Annotated in this window: 19 protein-coding genes; 5 read left to right on the top strand and 14 right to left on the bottom strand. The window is 68.5% G+C overall.

Features of this window, described 5'->3' with window-relative positions; translation table 11 throughout:
- Positions 1–258: 258 nt before the first annotated feature.
- Both AAG801_RS06755 and AAG801_RS06750 read left to right on the top strand, forming a co-directional pair.
- Positions 259–972, top strand: coding sequence for an SDR family oxidoreductase (locus AAG801_RS06755; protein ID WP_341887708.1), 714 nt, complete (start codon positions 259–261; stop codon positions 970–972).
- Positions 973–1372: 400 nt separating this feature from the next.
- Positions 1373–2830 carry a SulP family inorganic anion transporter gene (locus AAG801_RS06750; RefSeq protein ID WP_341887707.1) on the top strand — a complete coding sequence of 486 codons (1458 nt, stop codon included), beginning with the start codon at positions 1373–1375 and terminating at the stop codon, positions 2828–2830.
- 18 nt (positions 2831–2848) lie between these two features.
- Here the strand turns inward: AAG801_RS06750 and AAG801_RS06745 are convergent, their stop codons facing one another.
- The 12 genes from AAG801_RS06745 to AAG801_RS06690 form a co-directional block, all read right to left on the bottom strand.
- Complete coding sequence (locus tag AAG801_RS06745; RefSeq protein WP_341887706.1) at positions 2849–3553, bottom strand: ABC transporter ATP-binding protein; 705 nt, start codon at positions 3551–3553, stop codon at positions 2849–2851.
- 141 nt (positions 3554–3694) lie between these two features.
- Positions 3695–4450, bottom strand: a complete 756-nt coding sequence (locus AAG801_RS06740; RefSeq protein ID WP_341887705.1) for an ABC transporter ATP-binding protein — start codon at positions 4448–4450, stop codon at positions 3695–3697.
- Positions 4447–5436 carry a branched-chain amino acid ABC transporter permease gene (locus AAG801_RS06735; RefSeq protein ID WP_341887704.1) on the bottom strand — a complete coding sequence of 330 codons (990 nt, stop codon included), beginning with the start codon at positions 5434–5436 and terminating at the stop codon, positions 4447–4449. Before AAG801_RS06735 ends, AAG801_RS06740 begins: the two co-directional genes overlap by 4 nt.
- Positions 5433–6353, bottom strand: coding sequence for a branched-chain amino acid ABC transporter permease (locus AAG801_RS06730; RefSeq protein WP_056584164.1), 921 nt, complete (start codon positions 6351–6353; stop codon positions 5433–5435). Before AAG801_RS06730 ends, AAG801_RS06735 begins: the two co-directional genes overlap by 4 nt.
- Positions 6354–6369: 16 nt before the next feature.
- Positions 6370–7575: an ABC transporter substrate-binding protein gene (locus AAG801_RS06725; protein WP_192194561.1), complete on the bottom strand. Its 1206-nt coding sequence runs from the start codon at positions 7573–7575 to the stop codon at positions 6370–6372.
- 160 nt (positions 7576–7735) lie between these two features.
- Positions 7736–7975 carry a F0F1 ATP synthase subunit C gene (gene atpE / locus AAG801_RS06720; RefSeq protein ID WP_099794683.1) on the bottom strand — a complete coding sequence of 80 codons (240 nt, stop codon included), beginning with the start codon at positions 7973–7975 and terminating at the stop codon, positions 7736–7738.
- A 150-nt stretch (positions 7976–8125) separates the two neighbouring features.
- On the bottom strand, positions 8126–12847 hold the full coding sequence (locus AAG801_RS06715) for an RICIN domain-containing protein (protein WP_341887703.1): 4722 nt from the start codon (positions 12845–12847) through the stop codon (positions 8126–8128).
- Between the two features lie 212 nt (positions 12848–13059).
- The gene (locus AAG801_RS06710; protein WP_192194563.1) at positions 13060–13911 is read right to left on the bottom strand and encodes an aldolase; all 852 of its coding nucleotides are present in this window, start codon (positions 13909–13911) and stop codon (positions 13060–13062) included.
- A gap of 54 nt (positions 13912–13965) precedes the next feature.
- A complete protein-coding gene (locus AAG801_RS06705) occupies positions 13966–14964 on the bottom strand; it encodes an aldo/keto reductase (protein WP_341887702.1) in 999 nt (332 codons plus the stop codon).
- Positions 14961–16001, bottom strand: a complete 1041-nt coding sequence (locus AAG801_RS06700) for an ABC transporter permease (protein WP_099794687.1) — start codon at positions 15999–16001, stop codon at positions 14961–14963. The genes AAG801_RS06705 and AAG801_RS06700 overlap by 4 nt, the downstream gene beginning before the upstream one ends.
- Positions 15998–17533: a sugar ABC transporter ATP-binding protein gene (locus tag AAG801_RS06695; RefSeq protein WP_341887701.1), complete on the bottom strand. Its 1536-nt coding sequence runs from the start codon at positions 17531–17533 to the stop codon at positions 15998–16000. Before AAG801_RS06695 ends, AAG801_RS06700 begins: the two co-directional genes overlap by 4 nt.
- A complete protein-coding gene (locus AAG801_RS06690; protein ID WP_153281053.1) occupies positions 17530–18576 on the bottom strand; it encodes a substrate-binding domain-containing protein in 1047 nt (348 codons plus the stop codon). The genes AAG801_RS06695 and AAG801_RS06690 overlap by 4 nt, the downstream gene beginning before the upstream one ends.
- Positions 18577–18756: 180 nt before the next feature.
- Between AAG801_RS06690 and AAG801_RS06685 the strand changes: the two genes are divergently transcribed.
- The 3 genes from AAG801_RS06685 to AAG801_RS06675 are packed head-to-tail and all read left to right on the top strand — an operon-like array spanning position 18757 to position 22782.
- Entirely contained in the window at positions 18757–20244 is a 1488-nt protein-coding gene (locus AAG801_RS06685) for an FGGY family carbohydrate kinase (protein WP_341887700.1), read from the top strand.
- Entirely contained in the window at positions 20241–22010 is a 1770-nt protein-coding gene (locus tag AAG801_RS06680) for a glycerol-3-phosphate dehydrogenase/oxidase (RefSeq protein ID WP_341887699.1), read from the top strand. Before AAG801_RS06685 ends, AAG801_RS06680 begins: the two co-directional genes overlap by 4 nt.
- Before the next feature lies 1 nt (position 22011).
- Positions 22012–22782 carry a GntR family transcriptional regulator gene (locus tag AAG801_RS06675; RefSeq protein WP_180288626.1) on the top strand — a complete coding sequence of 257 codons (771 nt, stop codon included), beginning with the start codon at positions 22012–22014 and terminating at the stop codon, positions 22780–22782.
- Positions 22783–22809: 27 nt separating this feature from the next.
- Here the strand turns inward: AAG801_RS06675 and AAG801_RS06670 are convergent, their stop codons facing one another.
- Positions 22810–23961, bottom strand: a complete 1152-nt coding sequence (locus AAG801_RS06670; RefSeq protein WP_341887698.1) for a lytic polysaccharide monooxygenase — start codon at positions 23959–23961, stop codon at positions 22810–22812.
- 171 nt (positions 23962–24132) lie between these two features.
- Entirely contained in the window at positions 24133–25020 is an 888-nt protein-coding gene (locus AAG801_RS06665) for a DMT family transporter (protein ID WP_341887697.1), read from the bottom strand.
- Positions 25021–25038 lie beyond the last annotated feature (18 nt).

Here is a 25038-nt window from a genome sequence, read left to right as displayed (position 1 = left end):
CCCAGTCTTGATTGCGGGCTGGTCGGCCCAAGGAGGAGATCGGGGTTCACCGAACGGGCTCCCTTTAGCGCGGTAGGAGCGGATTAAACAATATCAGGAGGAGGGCGAAGCCCGGGGGACATTCGCGGAGGGAAGTACCCGGTGGCCTGTGCACGCGCCCCGAAAGCAACCCCCACTAAGCATTCCCCCCGAGAGCCCTCAGCCCACAGCGCCCTCGCCACAATGCGTGTTTCGAATGAACGAACCCAAGGAGCCCGCATGCCTTCAGACACCCCCCAAAAAGTAGCCATCGTCACCGCCGGCGGCAGCGGCATGGGCGCCGCCGCAGCGCGCAAGCTCGCAGACGACGGCTTTCGCGTGGCCATCCTGTCCTCGTCGGGCAAGGGCGAGGCGCTGGCGCAGGAACTCGGCGGCATCGGCGTCACGGGTTCCAACCAGTCGAACGACGACGTCAAACGCCTCGTCGACAAGGTCATCGCCGAATGGGGCCGCATCGACGTGCTCGTGAACAGCGCCGGCCATGGCCCGCGCGCGCCGATCCTGGAGATCAGCGACGACGACTGGCACCGCGGCATGGACGTCTACTTCCTGAGCGCCGTGCGACCCGCGCGCCTCGTGGCGCCGCACATGGTGAAGCAGGGCGGCGGCGCGATCATCAACATCTCGACCTTCGCGGCCTTCGAGCCCGACCCCGTGTTCCCGACCTCGGGCGTGTTCCGCGCCGGCCTTGCGGCCTTCACCAAGCTCTTCGCCGACCAGTATGCGAAGCACAACGTGCGCATGAACAACGTGCTGCCCGGCTTCATCGACAGCCTGCCCGAGAAGGACGTGTTCCGCGAGCGCATCCCGATGGGCCGCTACGGCCGCAGCGCCGAGATCGCCGCCACCATCGGCTTCCTGGCCTCCGAGGGCGCGGGCTACATCACGGGGCAGAACCTGCGCGTGGACGGCGGCATCACGCGTTCGGTCTGAACTAAGAAGGCGTGAACGAACCCGTCATGCCCGCTCATCCCACCCAGACACGCCCCCTCTGCGTTGCAAATGCTCGCCATAGCCCGAGCTATGGCTGCGCTTTGCGCCTTGATGGGGCGCGCCTGGGCGGGCTGCTCGGCCACGCCGGATTCATTCACGCCTTCTGAGCAACGGCGCTCCCTACAATCGGCGCCCATGTGTTCCCGGATGCCCCGCTTCCCCATCCGCCGCCGGCAGTCGGGCTGCTCGCGGCCGACGCCTCCCTGACGCGGGCGGCGTGAAGCGCGGCGGCTCCCGGCCGTCGCCATCCGCACGGAGGCCGCACGCCGGCCCTCCTTCTCTTTTTCCTGTTCCGCATCGCGGCGCCCCTTGCGACGCCCGCGGACTGTTGCCGCTTCCCATGTCTTCTACCCACAGTCGCCTGCGCACCGAGTGGTGCCCGAGCATTCCCCGCGAGCTGATGGCCGGCGCCGTCGCCACCTTCGCGCTCATCCCTGAGGTCATCGCCTTTTCCTTCGTCGCCGGCGTGGACCCGGCGGTCGGCCTTTTCGCCTCGTTCGTCATCGGCCTCGTGATCGCCTTCACCGGCGGCCGGCCGGCCATGGTGTCGGCCGCGGCCGGTTCGGTGGCGCTGGTGGCCGCGCCGCTGGTGCATGCGCACGGCCTGCCGTACCTGCTGGCCGCGGGCGTGCTGGCGGGCGCGATGCAGATCGTGTTCGGCCTGCTGCGCCTCGGCGTGCTGATGCGCTTCGTGTCGTCGTCGGTGCGCACCGGCTTCGTCAACGCACTCGCCATCCTGATCTTCGCGGCGCAGATGCCGCACTTCATCGGCGCCAACATCGCGACCTGGGCCATGGTCGGGCTCGGGCTGGCCATCATCTACCTGCTGCCGCGCCTGACGACCGCGGTGCCGTCGCCGCTGGTGTGCATTGTGGTCGTGACGCTGGTGGGCCAGTGGCTCGGCCTGCCGCTCAAGACCGTGGCCGACCTCGGGCACTTGCCCGATGCGCTGCCCACGTTCGCGTTCCCCTCGGTGCCGCTCACGCTGGAGACGCTGCGCATCATCGCGCTGCCGGCCTTCGCGATCGCGATGGTCGGCCTGCTCGAATCGATGATGACCGCAAGCGTGGTCGACGAACTCACCGACACGCCGAGCTCGAAGAACCGCGAGTGCAGCGGCCTGGGCATCGCCAACGTCGCGGCCAGTTGCTTCGGCGGCATCGCGGGCTGCGGAATGATCGGCCAGACCGTGAGCAACGTGCGCTACGGCGGGCGCGGGCGGCTGTCGACGCTGTTCGCCGGTGTCTTCCTGCTGATCCTCATGGTGCTGCTCAAGCCCTGGGTGTCGCAGGTGCCGGTGGCGGCGCTGGTCGCGATCATGGTGATGGTGTCGGCCTCGACCTTCGACTGGGGCTCGCTGCGCACGCTGGTGCGGCACCCGCGCATGTCGAGTGCCGTGATGCTCGCGACGGTGGCCGTCACCGTCGCCACCGACAACCTCGCCGCGGGCGTGGCCGGCGGCGTGATGCTCAGCGGCGTGTTCTTCACCTTCAAGGTCGCGCGGCTGCTGCAGGTGCAGGCCGAAGTGGAAGAAGGCGGCACGCGCGTCTACCGTGTGACGGGCCAGGTGTTCTTCGCCTCGGCCGACATGCTGGTCGACGCCTTCGACGTGCGCGAGGTCGACGGTGCACCCGTGCGCATCGACGTGACGCAGGCGCACTTCTGGGACGTGACCGCCGTGACCGCGCTGACCAAGGTGGTCGAGCGGCTGCGCAAGCACGGCAGCGTGGTGGAGGTCGTCGGGCTCAATCAGGCCAGCCGCGAACTCATCCTGAAACTCGACGCCGCGCCCGAATAAAACGAACGCGGCCCGCGTTCAGACGCCCAGGTAGCGCGTCCACAGCGACCGGTCGGCGTCGAGCGCGGCCGAGTCGCCCTGCCACACCACGCGTCCGCGCTCGAGGATCATGTGGCGGTCGGCCAGCGGCAGCAGGCGCTGCACGTACTTGTCGACCACCAGGATCGCTTCGCCTTCGGACTTGAGCGTGGCGATGCAGTGCCAGATCTCCTCGCGGATCACCGGGGCCAGGCCTTCGGTGGCTTCGTCGAGGATCAGCAGGCGCGGGTGCGTCGACAGCGCACGCGCAATGGCCAGCATCTGCTGCTCGCCGCCCGAGAGCTGGTTGCCCGCGTTGGCCTTGCGTTCCGACAGGCGCGGAAAGAGCTTGTACAGCGCCTCGACGGTCCAGCGCGGCGCGCTGCCGGGGCGGGGCCGTGCGAAGGCGCGCAGGTGCTCGTCCACGCTGAGGTTGGGGAACACGTGGCGCCCCTCGGGCACGATGGCCATGCCGCGCCGCGCGATGGCGTCGGGCCGGTGGCCGCCGATGGCCGCGCCGCAGAACTGCACGCCGCCGCGCATCGGCGCGATCGTGCCGGTCAGCACCTTCAGCAGCGTGCTCTTGCCCATGCCGTTGCGGCCCAGCAGCGCCATCACTTCGCCCGCACCGACGCGCACGTCGATGCCGAACAGCACCTGGCTGGCGCCGTAGCCGGCTTCGATGGATGTAGCTTCTAACAGCATCTCAATACCTCGTCGCACGCGAAAGTGCGAGACAGGCCACAAGGCCAGGAACACCGCGGAACCGGCTTTGCCGGGCCGCAGGTGTTGCCCCCGGTAGGGGGTTGGCGAAGCGACACGAAGTGCGCGTAGCCTGGGGGGGAGTCATAGATGCCCTTCTGCTTCGGTGCCGAGGTACACGGCCTGCACATCGGGGTGGCCCCGCACTTCGTCGGCCGTGCCGCTCATGAGCACCTTGCCCTGCACCAGCACCGTGAGGCGGTTGGCGAGGCGGAACACGGCGTCCATGTCGTGCTCGATGAGCAGGATGGCCATCGATTCGCGCAGCGATTCGATGAGATCGACCATGCGCGCCGACTCGTCGGGGCCCATGCCCGCCATCGGCTCGTCGAGCAGCAGCAGCTTGGGTTCGGCGGCCAGCGCCAGTGCCACGTCGAGCGCGCGCTGCGCGCCGTGCGGCAGCGTGCCCGCGATGCGGTGGCGCTCGCTGCCCAGGCCCACGCGGTCGGCCAGTGCGTGGGCACGGTCGACCAGCGCGCGTTCGTTGGCGCGCGGCGCGAGAAAGCGCAGGCTGCTGCCCGCATGGGCCTGCGCCGCGAGCATCAGGTTGTCGTGCACGGTTTCTTTCGCGAACACGCGCGTCACCTGGAAGCAGCGCGACATGCCGGCCGCCACGCGCTGGTGGTCCTTGTAGGCCGTGATGTCCTGCCCGTCGAGCATCAGTCGGCCCGCGTCGGCTTCGAGCAGGCCGGTGATGAGGTTCACCAGCGTGGTCTTGCCCGCGCCGTTGGGACCGATGAGCGCATGCACTTCGCCGCGCTCCACCGTGAGGTTCACATGGTCGGTCGCCAGCAGGCCGCCGAAGCGCTTGACCAACCCTTCGATTCTGAAAAGGCTCATGGCTTGGCACTCCCTGCGGCAGTTGCAGCGGAGGCCGCTGCTGCTGCGACCGTGCGGCGTTTCGTGGACAGTGCGGCCAAGCCGCGCGGAGCCCAGAGGGCGACGGCGATCAGCAGCAGGCCCAGCGGCATGTGCCAGTGTTCGGTGTGCTGCTTGAGCACTTCCTCGAGCACCAGCCAGACCACGGCGCCCACCGGCCCGCCCCAGCTGCGGCCGAGGCCTCCGATGACGACCATCACCACCAGCGTGGCCGACTGCGTCCAGTGCATGGTCGCGGGGCTCACGAAGCCGTTGCCGCCGGCCAGCAGCGCGCCGGCCAGACCGGCGATCGCGCCCGAGACCGCAAAGCCGACGAGCTGCAGCCGGAACACCGGGTAGCCCAGCGCGCGCATGCGCGTCTCGTTGTCGCGGATGCCCATCAGCGCATGGCCGAAGCGCGCCTGCGTGGCGCGGTGCAGCCACCACAGCGCGAGCGCCACCACCGCGAGCACCACCCAGTAGAAGGTCGATTCGTTGCCCAGGTCCAGGCCCGGCAGCAGCGTGGGGCGCGACATCAGCGTGTAGCCGTCGTCGCCGCCGTACTTGCGCAGCGACACGACGACGAAGTACAGCATCTGCGCAAAAGCCAGCGTGGTCATGATGAAGTACACGCCGCGCGTGCGCAGCGCCACCGTGCCGATCAGCGCGGCGACGAGGCCGGCCACCAGCGCGGCCATGGGCCACAGGATCCAGGCCGACATCACGCCGGCGTCGCTGAGCGCCACCACCGTGTAGGCGCCCATGCCGATGAAGCCCGCATGCCCGAGCGCCACCATGCCGCCGAAGCCGAGGATGAAGTTCAGGCTCGCGGCGGCCAGCGCGACGATGAGCACGCGCCGCACGAAGCCGATGTAGAAGTCGAGACCGAACAGCGGCGCGACCAGCGGAAAGGCCGCGAGCGCCACGAGGAGCAGCCCGAGGCCGAAGGTGCGTGACGAGAATTTCATGCGCGGGCCGAGAAGAGGCCGGAAGGCCGGAAGATCAGGACGACGACCATGAGCGCGTACATCGCGACCTCGGCGAACAGCGGCCCCAGGTCGGCCGCCGTCGCGGGCGGCAGCGTGGCGCGCAGCAGCATCGGCACGAAGGCGCGGCCGATGGTGTCGACCACGCCGACCAGCAGCGCGGCCACGAAGGCGCCGCGCACCGAGCCGATGCCGCCGATCACCAGCACCACCAGCGCCGGAATCAGGATGGCTTCGCCCATGCCCACCTGCACCGCGACGATCGGGCCCATGAGCGCACCGGCCAGTGCAGCGAGTGCCGCACCGAGCAGGAACACGCCGTTGAAGATGCGGCCCACGCGCACGCCCATCAGCTCGGCCATCGGCCGGTCGGACGCGCCCGCGCGCACCCGCATGCCGATGCGCGTGTGGTTCACGAGCACGTACAGCGCCAGCGCCATCAGCACGCCGCCTGCGAGGATCACGAGCCGGTACGAGGGGTAGGGCAGGCCGTCCATCAGCTCGACCGGGCCCGAGAGCGCGGCCGGCGTGGGCGCCATGATGGGCGAGGGGCCCCAGATCATCTTGACGATGTCGTCGGCCACCAAAATCACGCCGAAGGTGGCGAGCACCTGCGCCAGGTGGTCGCGCTTGTAGAGGCGACGCATCAGCAGCACCTCGATGAGCAGCGCCACCACCACGGTGACGAGCACCGCGACCACGATGGCCGCGGCGAACGAGCCGGTGCGCGTGTGCGCCTCGGCCGCCACGTAGGCGCCGGCCATGAACAGCGAGCCGTGCGCGAGGTTCAGCACGTCCATGATGCCGAACACCAGCGTGAGGCCCGCCGCCAGAAGAAAGAGCATCAAGCCGTAGCCGATGCCGTTGAGCAATTGCTCGAGGACGAGGATGCCGCTCATGGAAAAACGAGCCGCATCACTTCATTGCGCACTTGCTGGCGTAGCTGTCGCCGTAGTTCGTCAGCACGGTGTTGATCAGCTTGTTCGTCACCTTGCCTTGCGCATCCTTGCCGATCACGCGCAGGTAGAAGTTCTCGATGGGGAAGTGGTTGTTGGCGTACTTGAAGGTGCCGCGCGTCGAGGCGTAGTTGGCCTTCTTCAGGGCAGCGACCACGGCGTCGCGGTTCTGCGCATTGCCGCCCGATTGCTTCACGGCGGCGTCCATCGCGAGGATCGCGTCATAGGCCTGCGCGGCGTACACCGACGGGTAGCGGCCGTTGTATTCCTTGCGGAACGCGGCCACGAAGGCCTTGTTGGCGGCGTTGTCCAGGTCGTGCGCCCAGTGCGAGGTGTTGAACAGGCCGAGCATCGGCTCGCCCACGGCACCGATCACGTCTTCGTCGGCCGAGAAGCCGCTGGTGACGAGCGTGATGTCCTTCGACAGGCCCGCGCCGACGAACTGCTTGATGAAGTTGATGCCCATCGCGCCGGGCAGGAAGAAGTAGATCGAGTCGGGCTTGGCCGCGCGCAGCTGCGCGAGCTCGGCGGCGTAGTCGATCTGGCCCAGCTTGGTGTACAGCTCGTCGGCCACCTGGCCCTTGAACTGGCGCTTGAAGCCGCCGAGCGCATCCTTGCCGGCCGGGTAGTTGGGGGCGATGAGCACGATCTTCTTGAACGCGCGGTCCTGCGCGAACTTGCCGGCGGCCTCGTGGAACTGGTCGTTCTGGTAGGCGGTGCCGAAGAAGTAGGGGCTGCACTGCGCACCGGCGAACTGGCTCGGGCCGGCGTTGGCCGACAGGTAGGGCACCTTGGCGTTGAACAGCGTCGGGCCCACGGCCAGCGCGACGTTGGAGCCGATGGGGCCGCTGAAGATGTCGATCTTGTCGCGCTGGATCATGCGGTCGACCAGCTGCTTGGCCTGGTCGGGGCTGCCGGCCATGTCGGCCTGCACGAACTCCACGTCCTGCCCGCCGAGCTTGCCGCCCAGCTGCTTGATGCCGAGCGCGAAGCCGTCGCGTGCCTCGGCGCCCAGGGCCGCGAAAGGCCCCGAAATATCAAGGGCCAAACCGACCTTGACCGGCGCGGCGATGGCCGACACCGAGGCGCCGAGGGCAGCGCCGCACAGCAGCAGCGAGAGCAGAGTGCGCGGCAGCGCGGGCGATTTCAGGAACGTGGGGCGCATCGGTCTCTCCGGCGAAGGAAGGGTGGAAAAGGAACTGAACTGTTGATAGTTAAATACTTTAGCCGTAAACAATTCGGTGTCAACGGTACTAGCACGAATGGTGCCAGTGAACCGTGTCGCTTCCGCCGCGCCGTGCCCTCGCCGGAGGGTTCCGCCAACGTCAACCAAACGGGCTGGCCGTGGCGAACCAGAGGCCGATGCCGGTCGCGATGATGAAGGCCCCGTCGGTCACGCCCGCGACCAGGAAGAACTTGGTCTGCAGCGTGTCGACCAGCTCGGGCTGGCGCGTCGTGCCTTCGAGAAACTTCTGGCCCACCAGCGCGATGCCGAGGCACGAACCGAGGGCGGCAATGCCGATCAGCAGGGCAACGGCGAGCGGGAGGATGTTGAAGCCGGTCATGGTTTTTTCTCCTGGGGTTGATGAATCGATGGACCCACTGTTCCAGAGCGGGTGCATCGAATCCATGACGCGGGAGGTCATGCGCCAGACGAAAAAAAGCCGGCCGTCGAAACGGCCGGCCGGGTTCGCATCAGGTGCGAAGCTGGGCGCTTACGGCAGCTGCGTCCAGTTCTGGTTGTTGCCGCCGTTGCAGGTCCAGGTGATCAGCGCCGTGTCCTGCGTGGTCGAGCCGTTCGGCACGTCCAGGCACGAGCCCGAGGCACGGTTGCGCAGCGTGCCGCCCACGAGGCTCCACTGCGCCGTGTTGCCCGTCGAGCAGGCCACCTGCACCACCGCTGCGTTCGTGGTCGCCGTGCCGTTCTGTGCCAGGCACAGGCCGCTGTGCTCGGCGATGAACTGCACGTAGCCGCCGGTGACGGGCGTCATCGTGAACTTCTCGTTGCCCGCATTGCCGCACGGCCACTGCACCGCCGTCGCGCCGCTGGTGGTCGAGGCGCCCTTGATGTTCACGCACATCGTCGGGTTGAGGTCGGAGCGCAGCCGCGTGACGACCGCCGGGGCGGTGTCCTGCGAGCGCACGTACTCGCGCAGCGCCACCACGTCGTTCGCCGGCAGGCTGGAGGCGTTGCCGTGGCCGCCCGTGAGCAGGTCCTGCAGCGTGGCCGCCTGGCCGTTGTGGAAGAACGCGGTGGTGTTCCAGGTGCCCGACAGGGTCGGCGTGTCGAAGCCCACGCCTGCCAGCGGCTGGTTGCTGCCCTTGCCCGACGAGGTCTGGATGGTACCCACGTCGTGCCGCAGGCCGTCGCGGAAGGTGGCGCCCGTGTGGCAGGTGGCGCACTGGGCCGTGTTGAACACGGTCTGTCCGCGCACCGCGTCCACGCTCAGGCTGCCGTCCGCGGCGCGGGCCGGGCTGCGCATGTACTTGTTGAGCGAACCCAGGTACACGGCCAGGTCGTCCAGCTGCGCGTTCCTGCCGGCCTTGGGCGTGCCCAGCGGGGCCTGCGTGGCGGTCCAGTCGGCGTTGCTCAGGAAGCCGGTGCCGCCGAACTCGTTGCGGATGTCGTTCTCGAAGTCCTGCACTTCGTCGAAGTTGGCCGTCCAGTGCAACTTGCCGTGGCTGGTGCCGCGCCGCCCTTGCAGGCTGATGGTGCGGCGCAGGCCTTCGCCGCGCTGGGTGAAGTCCCACACCATGCCGTCGTCGCCGCCGTCCGCGTGGCAGCTCGCGCAAGACATGTAGTTGTCCTTGCTCATGCGCCGGTCGGCCGCGTTGTAGAACACCTGCTTGCCGCGCAGCGCCGCGGCCGCCATCGGCTCCTGCGCCACGGTGGACACGTTCTGCAGGAAGATCGCCGCGTTGGTCTCGGCCGACAGCACCTGCGCCACGTCATGCACCGACACCGAGCGCGCTAGGAAGTTGTTCACGAACAACCGCTTGCGCGCCGCATCGAGGTACAGGCCGTGCGGGGCGCTGCTGGCGTTGATCTCGCCGCGCACCGCGCGGGTGTAGCTGTCGACGATGGCGACACGGTTGCCTTCCATCTGCGCCACGAACAGGTAGTCGCCGGCGGGCGAGTACAGCGCGGCGCGCGCGGGGGAACGGTCGTCGAAGTCGATCTGCTCGGCGAACACCTCGGCGGCGCCCTGCAGGTTCACCTGCGACAGGATGGAGCGCACCGTCTGGTCGTGCGGCAGGTCGGTGCCGTCACGGAAGCGGCCGCGCACGATGTTGTCCTTCTTCGAAGGCAGCACGGCACGCGAACCGTCGGGCGAGATCACCACCTGGCTCAGGTAGTTGGCCACGCCGCGCGCACGGCTCTCGGTGTCGACGGTCGTGGTGTCCACCGGCAGCGGGATGGTCTGCAGCGCGGTCATCGACTGCAGGTTCACCTTGTGCAGCTGGCCGCCCGTCATCTTCGACTTGAAGCGCGTGACGTAGGCCACCTGCGAGTCGGCGCTCACGGCGATGCCGCGCACGCCGCCTTCGATGGCCAGCGCGCCGGTGGTGGCGCCGTTGCTCGGGTCGAAGCTCATGAGCACCGACTTGCTTTCGAGCGTGAGCAGGCCCTTGGCGCCGTTGGGCGTGAAGGCCACGCCGTAGGGGCCGCTGCCGTAGGCCAGCGGGATCGACACCGACTGCGAGCCGTCGGCGGCGTTGAGCGCCACCAGCTTGTCCTCGCCCTGCACCGCGACCCAGATGCGGCCGTCGGGGCCGACGGCCAGCGTCTTGGCCTCGTCGCCCACGCGCACTTCCCAGAGCTTGGCCAGGGAGGTGGCGTCGACGGCGGCCACCGTGCCGCTGTCGGGGTTCACCGAGTACACCCGGCTCGCATCGCCCGCGATGTTGGTCGTGTGCGTCGGCGCGGTCGCGGTGACTGGCGCAATGATGGTCACGTTGTAGGTGTAGTAGGTCTCGCGGCCGCTGCTGTCCTTCACCGTCAGGGTCACCGTGTAGTGGCCCGGGGTGGTGTAGGTGTAGTTGGTGTTCGGTACCGACGAGAAGGCCGTCTGCGTGCCGTTGCCGAAGTTCCAGCGGAACTGCACGCCGCTGGCGCCGAGCGTCGCGGGGTTGAAGGTCAGCTGGCCGTTGACCAGCTTGGGCCCGCCGCCCAGGCCTGGGTCGCCGATGATGGCCTGGCCGCGCAGCGTGTCCACCTCGGCCTGGCCGAGCACGCGGCCGTACACGCGCACCTCGGCCAGCGTGCCCTTGAAGAGCGCCGCGTTGCCTTCGATCTGGCCCATGTACTTGAACTTGGTCGACAGGCCCTTGGTGCCGGTGGAGCCGGTCGACGTGGTCTTCACCCCGTCGACGTACACCGCCTGCGCGCCCGAGGCCGCGTCGCGCGTGAGCACGACGTGGTGCCAGTTGCCGTCGTTCACGGCCGCGGTGGAGCTGGTGCCGGCGTCATTGCCCACCGAGAGCTTGATGCGCCCGTTGTTGTCCAGCCAGCCCCAGAACACGTCGTCGGTGCCGCCCGACTGGTCGCGACCGAAGATGCCGGGCGCGGTCCAGGAGTTGGCACTGCCGGCCTGCGTGGTCTTCATGTAGAAGCTCAGCGTGGCGGTGCCGCCCAGCGCGCTGGCCACGGTGTCGTTCTTCAGCTCCACGCCCGTGGTGCGGTTCGCGAAGTTCAGGCCGATGCTCTCGAACGCGTCGCCGGGCAGGGGCTTGCCGCCGTTGGCGCCGATCTGGTCGGTCAGGTTGCCCGTGAGCGGCCAGTGGTGCATCAGGTTGATGTCGCTGGCGTTGCCGGTGTTGAAGGTGGAGCGGTAGTCGGCGCCGATGGCGTTGCCCGCATAGTCCTTCACGCCGTTGGCCGGCAGGAACACTTCATAGCTGGTGCCTGGCAGCAGCGCCTGCGCGGGGTGGAAGTTGACGATGCCCAGCTGCACGCTGTAGGTGCCCGCCAGCGTGTTGCCGCCCACCGGGCGCACGATGAATGTGTTGCTGTTCACGCTCTCGGGCCGGATGCTATCGGTCATGCCCAGGCCGATGCGCGAGGTGAGGGCTTGCTGCTTCGCACCGTTCACGGGCGAGACCTGCTTCACTTCGGGCTTGGTGGTGTCGGGCTCTACCGAATGCACGACGAAGCCGCTGCCCGAGCCGTGGTCGTTGCCCACGAAGACGAGGTTGCCGAACATCGCGACCTGGCCGTTGTCCGAGTGCGAGAAGTTCGGGTCGTCCTCGCGCAGGATGCCGCCGCGGCCCACCTCCACGTGGTTGAGCGGGTTGCTCACGTCGACCTTGTGGATGCGGGTCTGTGCGCCTTGAATGACGTAGTTGTCCTGCGTGGCGCAGTACAGCTGTTCGTCGATGACGAGCCGGTTGTCTTCGGCCACGAAGCGCGAGCGGTCGCTCAGGTCGTAGCTGTACATCTTGGCGCCACTGCCGCGCGCGGAGGTGTGCACGGTCTTGCCGTCGAAGCAGGTCGCGTAATAGAACGGCGTGGCGCCGGCGATCGAATCGAGCACCTTGGGGTTGAGCGGATCGGAGATGTCCAGGCTCGCGAAACCGCCGTTGCTTTCCATCGCGGTCAGCACCATGTGGTTGCCCATCGTGAAGATGGGGCCGAGGCGGAAGCCGCCGAGTTCGCCGGTGGGCACCGGGTTGGGTTTGCCCGCGCCGCGGTTGGCGATCACCGCATTCGCGGGGTCGGTCGCGTCGACGATGAACATGCCCCGTCCGGCCGAGGCCACGTACAGGTAGGGCGCCTGCCACCAGAGCTGCCAGGCCACGTTCTCGTAGTCGCCGGCGTTGACGCCGGGCAGTGCCAGCTTCTTCACCTGCTTGATGTCGTTGATGTCGGTGAAGTCCCAGAACTCGACGCCGTTGATGCTGGGCAGCACCACGTAGGTCTTGCCGCCGATCTTCGCGGTGCCGAAGGAGTGCGTTTCGCGGAACTCCTTGGTGCGGCCCCCTGAAGCGTCATCGGGCTCGTAGATCTTCTTCACGAGCTGGATCTGGCGCGGGTTCGACACGTCGTACAGCAAGAAGCCGCCCGGGCCGAGGCCGCTGTCCGGCGCGAAGGAGGTGAGGAAGTAGCCGTTGACCATGATGCCGGCGTTCATGCCGTAGTCCTTGCGGCCCGGGAACGTGGCGGGCACCTCGCGCGATTCGTAGGCGTCGCTGTGCGCCGGATCGAGCGGGTGAGCGGCACTCGTGATCATCGACACCGGCTTGAACAGTTCCGCCGAGGTGTAGGTGAGGTTGCCCAGGCCCGGCCCCTGCAGCGGGAGCGGGTCGGCCACGACAGCAGCCGCTGCCGTGGCCATGTTGTTGAGGGTCGTCATCGGACTGACCCCGGTGATTGCCGCATGCGTCAGCAATGTGACGCACGGCACCAGGAACGCCATCAGGAAATACCGGATCTTCATCGTCGCCTCCAGGTTGTTTGAAGTTCGCAGGGAACCCTCTTGTCCTTGGTTCTCTCGAATCACTCGGTCGCTTGCAGGGAAAGCGCACGCGCAGGCGCGCCCCCGGCGGGCAACGCATGCGTTGTCCGCCGTCCAGCTTCTTCTTCTGTCTTGCTCTCCCGCTGGTTGGCGCCGGCGCCTTCCGGGGGGAAGGCGTCAGCGCCGGGGCGCGCTTACTTCACGCCGCCCGATTCGTAGATGTTCCAGGCCGCTTCGGCGCTGGCATCGTTGTGGATCATGGCCATCAGTGCGCTCACCACCGCCGAGGGGTTGGCGTGCTGGTAGACGTTGCGGCCGTACACCATGCCGACGGCGCCCTGGTCCATGAGCACGCGCGAACGCGCGAACACCTGCTGCAGGTCTTCGCGTCCGCCGCCGCGCACGAGCACGGGGCAGCGCGCGGCCTGCACCACGCGGTGGAAGTCGGTGGCGTCGGTGGTGGGGTCGGCCTTGACGATGTCGGCGCCCATCTCGCGCGCCAGGCGCGTGAGCGTGACGATCTTTTCGGCGTCGCCGTCCACCATGTAGCGGCTGGTGGCGGTGGGTGCCTGCATCACCAGCGGCTCGATCATCAGCGGCATGCCGTAGCGGTCGCAGTCGGCGCGCACGCGGGCGATGTTCTGCACGCACTGGCGGAACAGGTCGGGCTCGTCGGGCAGCATGAACAGGTTGACGACCACGCAGGCCGCGTCCATCTGCACGGCGGGCAGCACCGGGTCGTCCTGGTTCTGCAGCACGGCCCACATCACGCGGTGGTGCACGGCGTTGTAGGGGTTGCCCATGTCCAGGCGCATCACCAGCGCGGGGCGCTCGCGGCCGGGGCGGTTCTGCAGCAGGTCGGACTGCCCGTAGTTGAGCTGGATCGCATCGGGCCGGGCGGCCACGAGCTTGTCGATCACGCCGGGCATGTCCTCCAGGCCGTCGAGAAATGTGGGCTCGTTGCACACGCCGTGGTCGAGGGCGATGTCCAGGCAGCGGCCGTTGTGCAGCAGGCGGTTGAGCCGCGCGGTCTTGTCTTTCGACATGAAGGAAGAACTCCGTGGTGAGGAAAAAGGAAGGGAGGGAAAGGGCGCGCTAGCTCAGGCGAGCGCGTCCAGGTGGCGCTTGGCTGCAGCGTCGATGAGCTGCAGCGCTTCGCCGTCGAGCACGACCGCACCGGCGCCAGCGTTTTCAATCGCCTGCTGGCGCACGCGCGCGCCGCACAGCGCCACCGAGACGGTGCCGCGTGCGATGGTCCAGGCGATCATCATCTGGCCGAACGAGCAGCCCAGGTGCGTGCGCAGCGGCTCCAGCGTGTCGAAGAAGGCCTTGAGCTTGGCCCGGTTGGCTTCGCTGAAGCGCGGGTTGGTGGCGCGCTGGTCGTCGCCCTTGAATTCGCGCGCGGGGTCGATGGGCCCGGCCAAGAGGCCCAGCGCCAGCGACGAGTAACCCAGCACCGCCACGTTGTGCTCGGCGCACAGCGGCGCGAGCGTGGTCTCGATCCCGCGGTCGATGAGGCTGTAGAGCTCTTGCGCCGCATCGACCGGGCCGTGCGTCAGGTACTCGGACAGAATCTCGGGCGTCGCGTTGCTCACGCCGATGGCGCGGATCTTTCCCTGCTTCTTGAGGGCCAGCAGTGCGTCCATGGTCTCGGCCACGGGCGTCGTGTGGTCCTGCCAGTGCGTGATGTACAGGTCGATGTAGTCGGTCTGCAGGCGCTTCAGGCTCTCTTCGCATTCATGAAAAATCGAATCGCGCCCGAGGTAACGGTACACCGGGTGGCCGTCTTCCTCGAAGAAGTGCGTGCCCTGCTGCGTGTGCCACACCAGGCCGCATTTGGTGGCGATCACGGCCTCGTGGCGGCGGCCCTTGAGCGCGGTGCCGACGATGCTCTCGGAGCGGCCCAGGCCGTAGGCCGGTGCGGTGTCGATCAGGTTCACGCCCGCATCGAGCGAGGCGTGAATGGCGATCACGGCGGCTGCGTTGTCGCCGCCGCCCCACATCCATCCGCCCATGGCCCAGGTGCCCAGGCCGATGGCCGAGCTTTCGATGCCCGAGGGGCCCAGGGTGGTCTTCTTCATCTGTGTTGCGCTGCTCATCGCTTGGTCTTTCGGGTGTTCAGGATGTGGTCGATGGTCACGGCCGCGAGCAGGATCAAGCCCTTGATCACGTCCTGCCAGTAAGGCGATACGTCGAGCAGGATCAGCGAGCTGGTCACCACCGACAGCAGGGCCAGGCCGAGCACGGCGCCGAGCACGGTGCCCGAGCCGCCCTTGAGGCTGGCGCCGCCGATCACGGCCGCGGCAATCACGTTGAGTTCCATGCCCATGCCGAAGGTCGGCGTGGCGGCGCCGAAGCGCGCCGTGTAGATCACGCCGGCCAGGCCCGCCGACGCGGAGCACAGCACCGTGACCCAGAACTTCACGCGGCCCACGCGGATGCCGGCGTACAGCGCGGCCTTCTCGTTGCTGCCGGTGTAGAACACGCGGCGCAGCAGGGTGGAGCGGCGCAGTACGAAGTCGCTCACGATCACGATGGCCAGGAAGATCAGGATCACGGCCGGCACGCCGAACAGCGTGCCCTGGCCGATGAACTTGAACTCGGCCGGCAGCGAGAACAGCGACTGCGGCGTGCCCTGCGTGAGCGCCAGGCACAGGCCGCGCACGATCACCATGAAGGCCAGCGAGGCGATGAAGTGGTTCAGCCCGATGCGCGTGACGCAGCCGCCGATCATGGCGCCGATGAGGCCGCTGGCGCCAATGGCCACCAGGCTCGCGAGCCACGGGTCCATGCCCATGAGAAAGAGCTTGCCGGTCACCACCATCGCGAAGCACACCACCGAGCCCACCGACAGGTCGATGCCGCCGACGATGAGCAGGATGGTCATGCCGACCACCACGATGCCTTCGATGGAGAAGGACAAGAGCATCGCGCGCACATTGTCCCAGGTGAGGAAGTAGGGCGATGCGAAGCTCATCGCGACGCACAGCGCCAGGATGATCAGCACCAGCCCGGCCTCGCGCATGCTCGTGAGCTTGTTGCTCTGCTTCACGGGGTCTCCTGTTCGGCGGGGTTGCAGGGAGCCGGCTGTGGCCGTGGCCGCAGCGCCTGCATCGATTCTGGTCGGAAAGTTCATGCCATTGCCTCTTCGGGTTCGCAAAGTCCGGAGGCCAGCCGCAGCAGGGCTTCCTCCGTCATCTCGTCATGGGCCAGTTCGCCCGCCAATCGCCCTTCGCGGATCACCAGTGCGCGGTCGCACAGGCCGATGATCTCGGGCAGTTCGGAAGAGATCACCACCACGCCCACGCCCTGGTCGGCGAGGTCGCGCAGGATGTGGTGAATCTCGGATTTCGCGCCCACGTCCACGCCGCGCGTGGGCTCGTCCATCAGCAGCACCGCGGGCTGCGTGGCCAGCAGCTTGGCGATCGCCACCTTCTGCTGGTTGCCGCCCGACAGGCTCGACACCTCGATCGCCACGCCGTCCGATTTCAGGTTGAGCTTGGCGCCCAGCTGCACCGCGAGCCGGTGCTCGGTCGCACGCTGCAACAGGCCCCAGGCCGAGCTGACGCGGCGCAGCGCCATCGACGAGATGTTCTGCGCAATCGGCAGATCGAGGAACACGCCGGCCTCCTTGCGGTCTTCGCTCAAGTAGGCGATGCCTTCGCGCAGTGCGTCGCTGTACTTGCGGATCGACAGCGTCTTGCCGTTGAGCCGCACGGCGCCGCGCCGCGCGGGGCGCAGGCCGCACACGGTCTCGGCCAGCTCGCTGCGCCCGGCGCCCATCAACCCGGCGATGCCGAGGATCTCGCCACGCTTCAGCGTGAAGGAGATGCCGTGCACGCGGTCGTCGTCGGCGATGCCGTCGACTTCCAGCACGGGGCCGGCGTTCGCGTCAGCAGCGGCACCGGATTGCTTAGGCGGGTAGTAGTTGCCCAGGTCGCGCCCGACCATGCGGCGCACCAGCTCGTCGGGTGTCATGCCTTCGAGCGGGCCGCTGTGCACGTTGCGTCCGTCGCGCAGCACGGTGGCGCGGTCGCAGTGCGTGAAGATCTCGGCCATGCGATGGCTGATGTAGATGATGCCGATGCCCTGCGCCTTGAGGTCGTGCAGCACGCGGAAGAGCGCGGCCGATTCGTTGTCGGTGAGGGCGGCGGTGGGCTCGTCGAGGATGAGCACCTTGCAGTCGAGCGTGAGCGCCTTGGCGATCTCCACCAGCTGCTGGTTCGAAATGCTCAGGTCGCGCACGAGCGCGGCCGGGTCGATGTCCTGGCCCAGGCGCGCCAGCACCTTGGCGGCGCGCGTGTTCAAGGCGGAGAAGTTCATCCACGCCTGGTGGCCGGCGTTGATTTCCGGCATGAAGATGTTCTCGGCCACGGTGGCGTCGGCGCACAGGGCGATTTCCTGGTGCACCAGGCCGATGCCCAGGCGCATGGCGTGCGCGGGGCCGTCGATGACGACGGTGTCGCCGTGCAGCGCGATGGTGCCTTCGTCGGGCTGGTGGATGCCGTCGATGATGTTCATCAGCGTCGACTTCCCCGCGCCGTTCTCGCCGCACAGGGCGTGGATCTCGCCGGCCTGCAGCGAGAAGTCCACGCCCGAGAGGGCGCGCGAAGCGCCGAAGCGCTTCGCGATGCCGCGCAGTTCAAGCAATGCGGCAGGGGTGCTCACTCGCCGATTCCCTTGGTGCCACGGCGGGCAAGGTACTTGTCCCAGTAGAAGTCGTCGGCGTTGGCCTTGCTGACCACGGCCAGGCCGTTGTCCAGGAAGGGCACGGCCATCGGGTTGGTGCCGTTGCGCTTGGCGTCGTTCATCGGATCGATGAGGCCCGGGTTCTTGGCCAGGAACAGCATCATCATGCCCATGTAGCCCTGCATGCCCTGGTTCGGGTTGATGGCACCGAACACGTCGCCCGACTTGATCATGTCCAGGATCTTGGCGTTGACGTCGCAGCACATCACCTTGATGTTCTTCTTGGTCTCGACCTTGGCCTGCGCCGCGCCGAGCGCCGAGTTGGCTTCGGGCATGAACAGCGCGCCCAGGTTCGGGTTGGCTTGCGCCAGGCTCAGCACGGCCTGGTAGGCCTTGTTCGGGTCCTGGTTGCTGGCGGCGCGGCCGACCAGCTTCATGCCCGGGTGCTTGGCCTTCATGCGGTTCACGAACGCGGAGATGCGGCGGTCGTGGTTGTCCTGGCCCGGGTTCTCGAGCACGGCGTACTCGCCCTTGCCGTTGAGCGAGGCAGCGATGGCGTCAGCGGCCTGGTTGCCTTCGCGGTCGTTGTCGGAGGTGATGAACGAGGTGCGCTTGGAGTTCGGCGAGTCGGCCGCGAAGGTCACGACCGGGATGCCCATCGCGGCGGCGCGGTTGATGGGTTCGATGAACGGATCGGGGTTCATCGGGTGCAGCAGGATGCCGGCGGGCTTGCGCGCCAGTTCCTGTTCGAACGATGCGAGCTGCTTGTTCACGTCGTACTCCGGCGTGCCGGTGTAGCGGGTGCGAACGCCCAGCGTGCGGCCGAGCTGCTTCATCATTTCGTAGACCGGGAACCAGTACTCGACGCCCGAGACCATCACGTTCATCACGTAGACGTCACTGGCATTGCCGCGCAGGCCGGTACCTGCCGCAGGGGCTGCGGCTTGCTGTTGCGCGAACGCGCTCGCACCGGCCAGGCCGATACCGGCAGCGGCCGCGGACTTCAGGAAATTACGCCTCATTCTTTGTCTCCTCACGTTGACTGGCAGAGCTTTCGGCCCGCCGTTGGGTGGCGAGCCTGTGGACCGTGGTGTCACGACAGTTGTTATGACAGGCTAGAATGTAATGGCGGGCCGTTTCACTCGATAACTAGGGGAAACGCTACTGGTGACAGTCTTTTTTTCCGCCGAAGCTGTTATGACATGAAGACCAAAATACTGATCGGCATCGACATGGGCTCGAGCAGCCTGAAGGCGCTGGCCCTGGACGCGGGGAGCGGGCGCAGCCTGGCCGTGTCGCGCCTGCCCCTGCGGCATGCGCGGCTGCCCGGCGGCGGGTGCGAGGTGGGCGAGGCGGCGATTCGCGCGGGGCTGACCCACGTGCTCGGCGACGTGGCCCGCCAGCTCGGCCCGCGCGCCGCGGACGTGTGCGCCATCGGCTGCACCGGCCACGGCGCAGGCCTGTACGCCCTCGATGCCCAACACGAACTCGTCGGCGGCCGCGCCGTCGCCTCCACCGACCAGCGCGCCGATGCGCGCGCACTCGCCCTCTCGGCACGCCACGGCGACCGGCTGTTCGCGGACGTGGGTTGCCGCCCCTGGCCCGGGCAGCCCACCGTGATCGCGGCCGAGCTGCTCGGCGCCGACGCCGTGCAGCGCAGCGAACTGCATCGCCTGCTGTTCGCCAAGGACTACCTCGGCTTCCTGCTGACCGGCGAGATCGCCACCGACGCGAGCGACGCCAGCACCGCCGGCCTGCTCTCGCTGGCCACCGGCGACTGGTCGCCCCTGGCCTTCGAGGTCGCGGGCATCGACGGCCTCGGGCCGCGCGCCTTCGGCCCGCTGGTGCCCAGCGGCCAGACGATGGGTCGGCTGCGCGCGGCCGAGGCGGCGCTGTGCGGCCTGCCCGCGGGCATTCCGGTGGCGATGGGCGCCATCGACCTGCTCGCCTCGATGACCGCCATCGGCGCCGAAGACCGCGGCCGCGCCGTGTCGGTGCTGGGCACGTGGTGCGTCAACGCCGTCATCGGCCCGGTCATCGAGCCGCAGCCGCAGGTCGCCGCACTCGTCAACTTCGGCCGCACGCGCGAGCGCCTGTACATGGAGAACAGCCCCTCGTCGATGGCCAACATCGCGTGGCTGGCCGGCGCGCTCGGGCTGCCCGAGGCGCGCGCCGTGGTCGACCTGGCCATGGGCGTGCCGCTCGGTGCGAACGGGCTGCGCTTTCTGCCTTTCATCAACGGCGGGGGCGGCATCACGGCCGGCTTCGTCGGGCTCAAAAGCCACCACACGCCCGCCGACATGGCGCGTGCCGTGGTCGATGCCGTGGCCGCGCTGCATGCGCGCCACACCGCACGCCTCGCGTCGCAGGGCCTGCCGGTGTCGGCCTCCAGCGTGCTGGGCGGCGGTGCCAGCGATGCGCGCCTGGTGCGCCTGCTCGCGGCGCTGCTGGGCCACCCGGTCGAGCGCTGCGCCGACGACGAAACCGGCGCGCGCGGCGCCGCCCTCTATGCAGCGATGTCGCAGGACCTCGACGACGCGGGGCCCGCCAGCCCGCTGCGCGCGCCCTGCGAACTCATCGAACCCGACGCGCGCGACGCGCGGGCCCATGCCGATTTCAACGCCGAATTCAACGAACTGATCGATCGCATGTCTCCTGTCTTTTCTCACCTCTCGGGCGGTGCGTCATGAGCGCCTGGCAACTGCCTTTCGTCCGTCCGGCCTCGCTCGAAGGCCGCCATTTTTCGACGGTGATCGTCGGCGCCGGCATCAACGGCGTGGGCGTGTTCCGCGACCTGTCGCTGCAGCGCGTCGATTGCCTCATCGTCGACAAGGGCGACTTCGGCGCGGGCGCCAGCAGCGCACCCTCGCGCATGATCCACGGCGGCCTGCGCTACCTCGAAAACGGCAGTTTCTCGCTGGTGGCCGAGGCCACGCGCGAGCGCAACCTGCTGCTGCGCAACGCGCCGCACCTGGTGCAGCCGCTGAAGACCGTGGTGCCGCTGTCGAGTTTCTTCGGCGGGCTGCTGAGCAGTGCGCTCAAGTTCTTCGGGCGCACGCCGCCGCAGCGCACGCGCGGCCTGCTGGCCGTGGCCGCGGGCTTGCGCCTGTACGACCTGCTGGGCCGCCGCCAGCGCGTGATGCCGGGCCACCGCATCAGCCGCGTGCCCACCAACGACCGCCGCCTGTTCCGCGCCGCGATCCGCTGGACCGCCACCTTCTTCGACGCCTGGATCAGCCATCCCGAGTGGCTGATCCTCGAACTGATCGGCGACGCCTGCCGCGACCAGCCGCGCTCGGTGGCGTCCAACTACTGTCGCGTGACGGGCTGCGCGGGCAACATCCTCACGCTGCGCGACGAGATCACCGGCGCGCTGGTGCGCGTCACGGCCGACACCGTGGTGAACGCCACCGGCGCCTGGCTCGACCGCAGCGCGGCCGTGCTCGGCGGTGCTGGCCCGCGCGTGATGGGCACCAAGGGCTCGCACCTCGTGCTCGATCACCCGGCGCTGCGCGACGCGCTCGATGGCCGCATGGCCTACTTCGAGGCGGTGGACGGGCGCGTGTGCATCGTCTACCCCTTCCTCGACCGCGTGCTGGTGGGCTCCACCGACATCCCGGTGGAAGACCCCGACCAGATCGTCACCGAGCCGGCCGAGATCGACTACCTGATCGACGTGCTGCGCGAGGTGTTCCCGAACATGGCCTTCGATCGCAACCATGTGATCTACACCTATGTCGGCGTGCGCCCGCTGGCGCGCTCCGACGCCGACAAGCCGGGCCAGATCTCGCGCGACCACTCGGTGGTGGTCGATCCGCCGAGCGCCACGCGCGACGTGCCCATCGTCGGCCTCGTGGGCGGCAAGTGGACCACCTTCCGCGCGCTGGCCGAAGAAGCCACCGACCACGTGCTGCGCCACCTGGGCCGCTCGCGCACCGCCTCGACCGAGTCGCTGCCCATCGGCGGCGGTGCCGAGCTGCCGGCCGACGCCGCTGCCACCGAGCGCTTCATCGACAAGATGACCGCAGGCTCGGGCCTGGGCCGCGCGCGCGCGCTGGGCCTGCTGCGCCGCTACGGCTCGAAGGCGCTGCCGCTGGCGCAGCGCCTCGCGGCCTCGGGCGACACGCCGCTGCGCCACGCGCCCGAGTATTCGGCGGCCGAACTCTCGTACCTGTGCATGGAGACCGGCGTCGTGCACCTGGACGACCTCGTGATCCGCCGCACGCTGCTGGCCATCCGCGGGCTGATCACCGACGACGCGCTCGCCGAAATCGCCGGCGTGGCCGCCGAAGCCCTCGGCTGGGACCCGGCCCGCGCGCACGAAGAGCTGCGCACCTGCGCCGCTGCGCTGCGCGAGCGCCACGGCGTGCGCCTCCAACCGGTGGCGGCCAACGAGCCGGCGCCTTCCGCTTTCGATGCATCATTGATGGCCAGCCCCGTCCTCGGCCCGACCTAACGTGACCCTCACCACCGCCTCCGACAACACCGTGTCGACGACCTCGCTCGACCGCAACTCCGAATCGCCGCTGTGGGCGCAGTTCCGCGACGCCATCCGGCTGCAGATCCTGCAGGGCGTGCTGCCCATCGGCGCCAAGCTGCCGTCCGAGGCCGAGCTCGGCGAGCAGTTCGGTATCTCGCGCATCGTGGTGCGCGAGGCGCTGGCCGACCTGGTGCGCAACAACCTCATCTACAAGATCAAGGGCCGCGGCGCCTTCGTGTCGGCACGCGAGCGCGACGAAGATTTCGTCTCCACCGTGCTGGGCTTTTCCGACGAGATGGAACGCAAGGGCCGCTCGGTGCGCACGCAGATCCTCGTGCAGGAACTGCGCGCCGCCACCGCGCAAGAAGCCGCCGCATTGGGCCTCACCGAAGACGCGCAGGTGGTCGGCCTCAAGCGCCTGCGCAGCGTCGATGGCGAGCTGCGGCTGCTGGTCGAGACGGCGGTGCCGGCCGACCTTGCGCCGGGCCTGCACCGCACGCGGCTGGACGACCGTTCGCTGTACGACGTGCTGCGCCGCCAGTACGGCGTGCGGCTGGTGCGCGCCGAACGCTGGATCGACGCCGTGCTGCCCGACGCCGAGACCTGCCGCCTGCTCGACCTGCCGCAGCCCGAGCCGCTGCTGCGCATCGAATCGATCGCCTACGGTGCCAACGGCCGGCCGCTGGAGCACTACCGCGCGCTGCACCGCTGCAAGACCAGCCGCCTGCACGTGCAGACGACGACCTGAGCGCGATGCAGCGCGCGAGTCACAGGGCTACTGGCGCTTCCACAGCACGTTGATCACCGAGGGCGCGTCCGGGTGCCAGCCCGCGCCGACCAGGGCCTGGTGGCCTTGCAGGCACACGTAGTTGCCGCCCTTGTGCGAGACCACCTGGCCGGTCTTGTAGTGCGCACCCTCGGTCCATTCGGGGCCGCCGGGCGGCGTGACTGGTGGCGTGGGCGGCAGCGCGATGTCGACGACGTAGCTCACGCCCGACGTCTCGGTGAGCGCATAGACCTGCAGCACGGTCGCCTGGGACGGCACCGTCACGCTGCCGCCTTGCAGGTTGCCGACGCGCACATACGCCGAGCGGCCGTTGACGAGGTTGGCGAGCTGGCCGAGCCAGGTGTCACGCGCGCCGTTGGCGCCGGTGATCGCGAGGGTGTGGCCTTCGAGGTCCGCGCCGTCCCGACCGAACACGCGCAGCTTCGCGCTCGCGTTGGCCGGCAGGTTCTGGGTGGAATTCACCTGGCCGATGTGGTGCAGCGGCGTCGGCGCCACGGGCGGCGTGACGCCGCCGCCGCCGAAGTTCACGTCGGAGCAGCTGTAGAAAGCCTCCTGGCTGTCCGAGCGCTGCCAGGCCGCGTAGAGCACGTGCGGCCCGGTGCGATGGGGCAGGCGCAGCTTCATCAGGTAGCGATTCGGTGTGGGGGTCGCCACCTGGTTCGCGCCGACAGTGCTGACCAGTTCGACGTCCGACCATTGCAGCGGCTGCGTGCCGGGCTTCCAGCCTTCGCGCGTGAGATAGAACTTCCAGTCGAGCGTGCGATGCGGCGCGGTCGCGTGGTAGCGGAATTCGTAGCTGCCGTCGGTGGACGGCGACCAGGTCGTGGCCTGCCAATCGGGGCGCGCCAGGTCGAAGCCCTTGAACTTGCTCTGGCCGCCCGCGCACATCTGGCCACTCGGCACCACGGCCTGGTGATTGCCGCCGGCCGCTCCCTGGTTCACGCCGTTCCAGTCGTAGATCGCCTGTTCACCGCCGTAGGCGATGGCCGCCTGGCACGCCGGTTGGGCCCGGTTCTGGTAGCAGCTGTACTGGCGCGAGATGGGGTACTCGGGGGCGCCGTGACCATAAGCCAGAGGCGCGAAGAAGCTGGTAGCAGCGGCGATGCCGCACGTCGTTTTCCAGGAAATTCCAAATACCATTTCGATCCTTAATGAGATTCAGTTGCAATAAAAAGCAGCCGAATTCTAGGAATCGAAAGCGCTCGGAACGAGACTTTTGCCCAGCAAAGGGTCAATTTTCAGGACGCGTCTGTAATGCTTTTGGCGTGCCGGTCGTGCGGTCTTTTCGCGCCTGGTGGCGCGCTCTTGGGCTCAGCTTTTGGCAGCGCGCGCAGGCAGCAGCACCGAGGCGATGGCGACCATCATCAGCGCCACGGCCACCCAGTCCTGCCAGTGCACGACCTCGCCGAGCCACACCGCGCCGCTGAACACGCCGAGCACGGGAATGAACATCACGCTCAGGGTCGAGGCCACCGGCGGCAGCCCGCGCGCCAGGTAGAACCAGGCCGCGTGCGCGAAGCCGAAGATCAGCACCGCGTTGTAGGCGATCGATCCCCAGGTCACGGCGCCCGGCGAGCGCCACTGGTCGCGCTCGAACAGCAGCGACAGCACCGTCATCACCACGGCCGTCATGGCCGTCATCCAGAACGAGAGCGTGAGCGTGGGCAGGCCGATGCGCGTGTGGCGCAGCAGCTGCGTGCCCAGCGCCCAGGTGGCGGCGGCCACCAGTGCCAGCGCCACGTAGCCGGGGCGGCCCGCGAAGTCGGTGAGCTCGTGCCACAGCAGCAGCCCGACGCCGATGGCGCAGGCGCCCACGCCGGTCCACGCGCGGCGCGTGAGCACGGCCGAGAACAGCAGCGCGCCGATGACGGCAGAGAACACCGGCATCGTGTAGCCCAGGATCGCGGCGCGCCCACCTGAGAGTGCTTTCACCGCGAGGATGATGCAGGCGTGCCAGACGAACATGTTGGTCGCGCCCAGCCACACCAGCTCGGGCCACGCGCTGCGCGGCACGCGGAACTGCACCTTCATCACCACCAGCGCCATCGCCAGCACGGGCACGCCCAGCCAGATCGAAATCGCGCGAAAGGCCAGCGGCGGGTAGTCGGCCACGCCGAGTTTCATCACCGGCCAGTTGAAGCCCCACGCGAGGGTGAGGAGCACGAGAAGAACGAACTGGCGCGGGGTGAAGGAAGGCATGGGCCGCGATTGTGGCGC

Source organism: Variovorax sp. YR752 (assembly GCF_943372545.1).
The sequence above is the reverse complement of the archived record's forward strand: the minus strand, read 5'-3'. Positions and strand labels throughout refer to the sequence as shown.

Bases quoted from the DNA above. Each gene is read 5' to 3' on its own strand.
- AAG801_RS06755 (WP_341887708.1), top strand. From the start codon at position 259: ATGCCTTCAGACACCCCCCAAAAAGTAGCCATCGTCACCGCCGGCGGC.
- AAG801_RS06750 (WP_341887707.1), top strand. From the start codon at position 1,373: ATGTCTTCTACCCACAGTCGCCTGCGCACCGAGTGGTGCCCGAGCATT.
- AAG801_RS06745 (WP_341887706.1), bottom strand. From the start codon at position 3,553: ATGCTGTTAGAAGCTACATCCATCGAAGCCGGCTACGGCGCCAGCCAG.
- AAG801_RS06740 (WP_341887705.1), bottom strand. From the start codon at position 4,450: ATGAGCCTTTTCAGAATCGAAGGGTTGGTCAAGCGCTTCGGCGGCCTG.
- AAG801_RS06735 (WP_341887704.1), bottom strand. From the start codon at position 5,436: ATGAAATTCTCGTCACGCACCTTCGGCCTCGGGCTGCTCCTCGTGGCG.
- AAG801_RS06730 (WP_056584164.1), bottom strand. From the start codon at position 6,353: ATGAGCGGCATCCTCGTCCTCGAGCAATTGCTCAACGGCATCGGCTAC.
- AAG801_RS06725 (WP_192194561.1), bottom strand. From the start codon at position 7,575: ATGCGCCCCACGTTCCTGAAATCGCCCGCGCTGCCGCGCACTCTGCTC.
- atpE (WP_099794683.1), bottom strand. From the start codon at position 7,975: ATGACCGGCTTCAACATCCTCCCGCTCGCCGTTGCCCTGCTGATCGGC.
- AAG801_RS06715 (WP_341887703.1), bottom strand. From the start codon at position 12,847: ATGAAGATCCGGTATTTCCTGATGGCGTTCCTGGTGCCGTGCGTCACA.
- AAG801_RS06710 (WP_192194563.1), bottom strand. From the start codon at position 13,911: ATGTCGAAAGACAAGACCGCGCGGCTCAACCGCCTGCTGCACAACGGC.
- AAG801_RS06705 (WP_341887702.1), bottom strand. From the start codon at position 14,964: ATGAGCAGCGCAACACAGATGAAGAAGACCACCCTGGGCCCCTCGGGC.
- AAG801_RS06700 (WP_099794687.1), bottom strand. From the start codon at position 16,001: ATGAACTTTCCGACCAGAATCGATGCAGGCGCTGCGGCCACGGCCACA.
- AAG801_RS06690 (WP_153281053.1), bottom strand. From the start codon at position 18,576: ATGAGGCGTAATTTCCTGAAGTCCGCGGCCGCTGCCGGTATCGGCCTG.
- AAG801_RS06685 (WP_341887700.1), top strand. From the start codon at position 18,757: ATGAAGACCAAAATACTGATCGGCATCGACATGGGCTCGAGCAGCCTG.
- AAG801_RS06680 (WP_341887699.1), top strand. From the start codon at position 20,241: ATGAGCGCCTGGCAACTGCCTTTCGTCCGTCCGGCCTCGCTCGAAGGC.
- AAG801_RS06670 (WP_341887698.1), bottom strand. From the start codon at position 23,961: ATGGTATTTGGAATTTCCTGGAAAACGACGTGCGGCATCGCCGCTGCT.
- AAG801_RS06665 (WP_341887697.1), bottom strand. From the start codon at position 25,020: ATGCCTTCCTTCACCCCGCGCCAGTTCGTTCTTCTCGTGCTCCTCACC.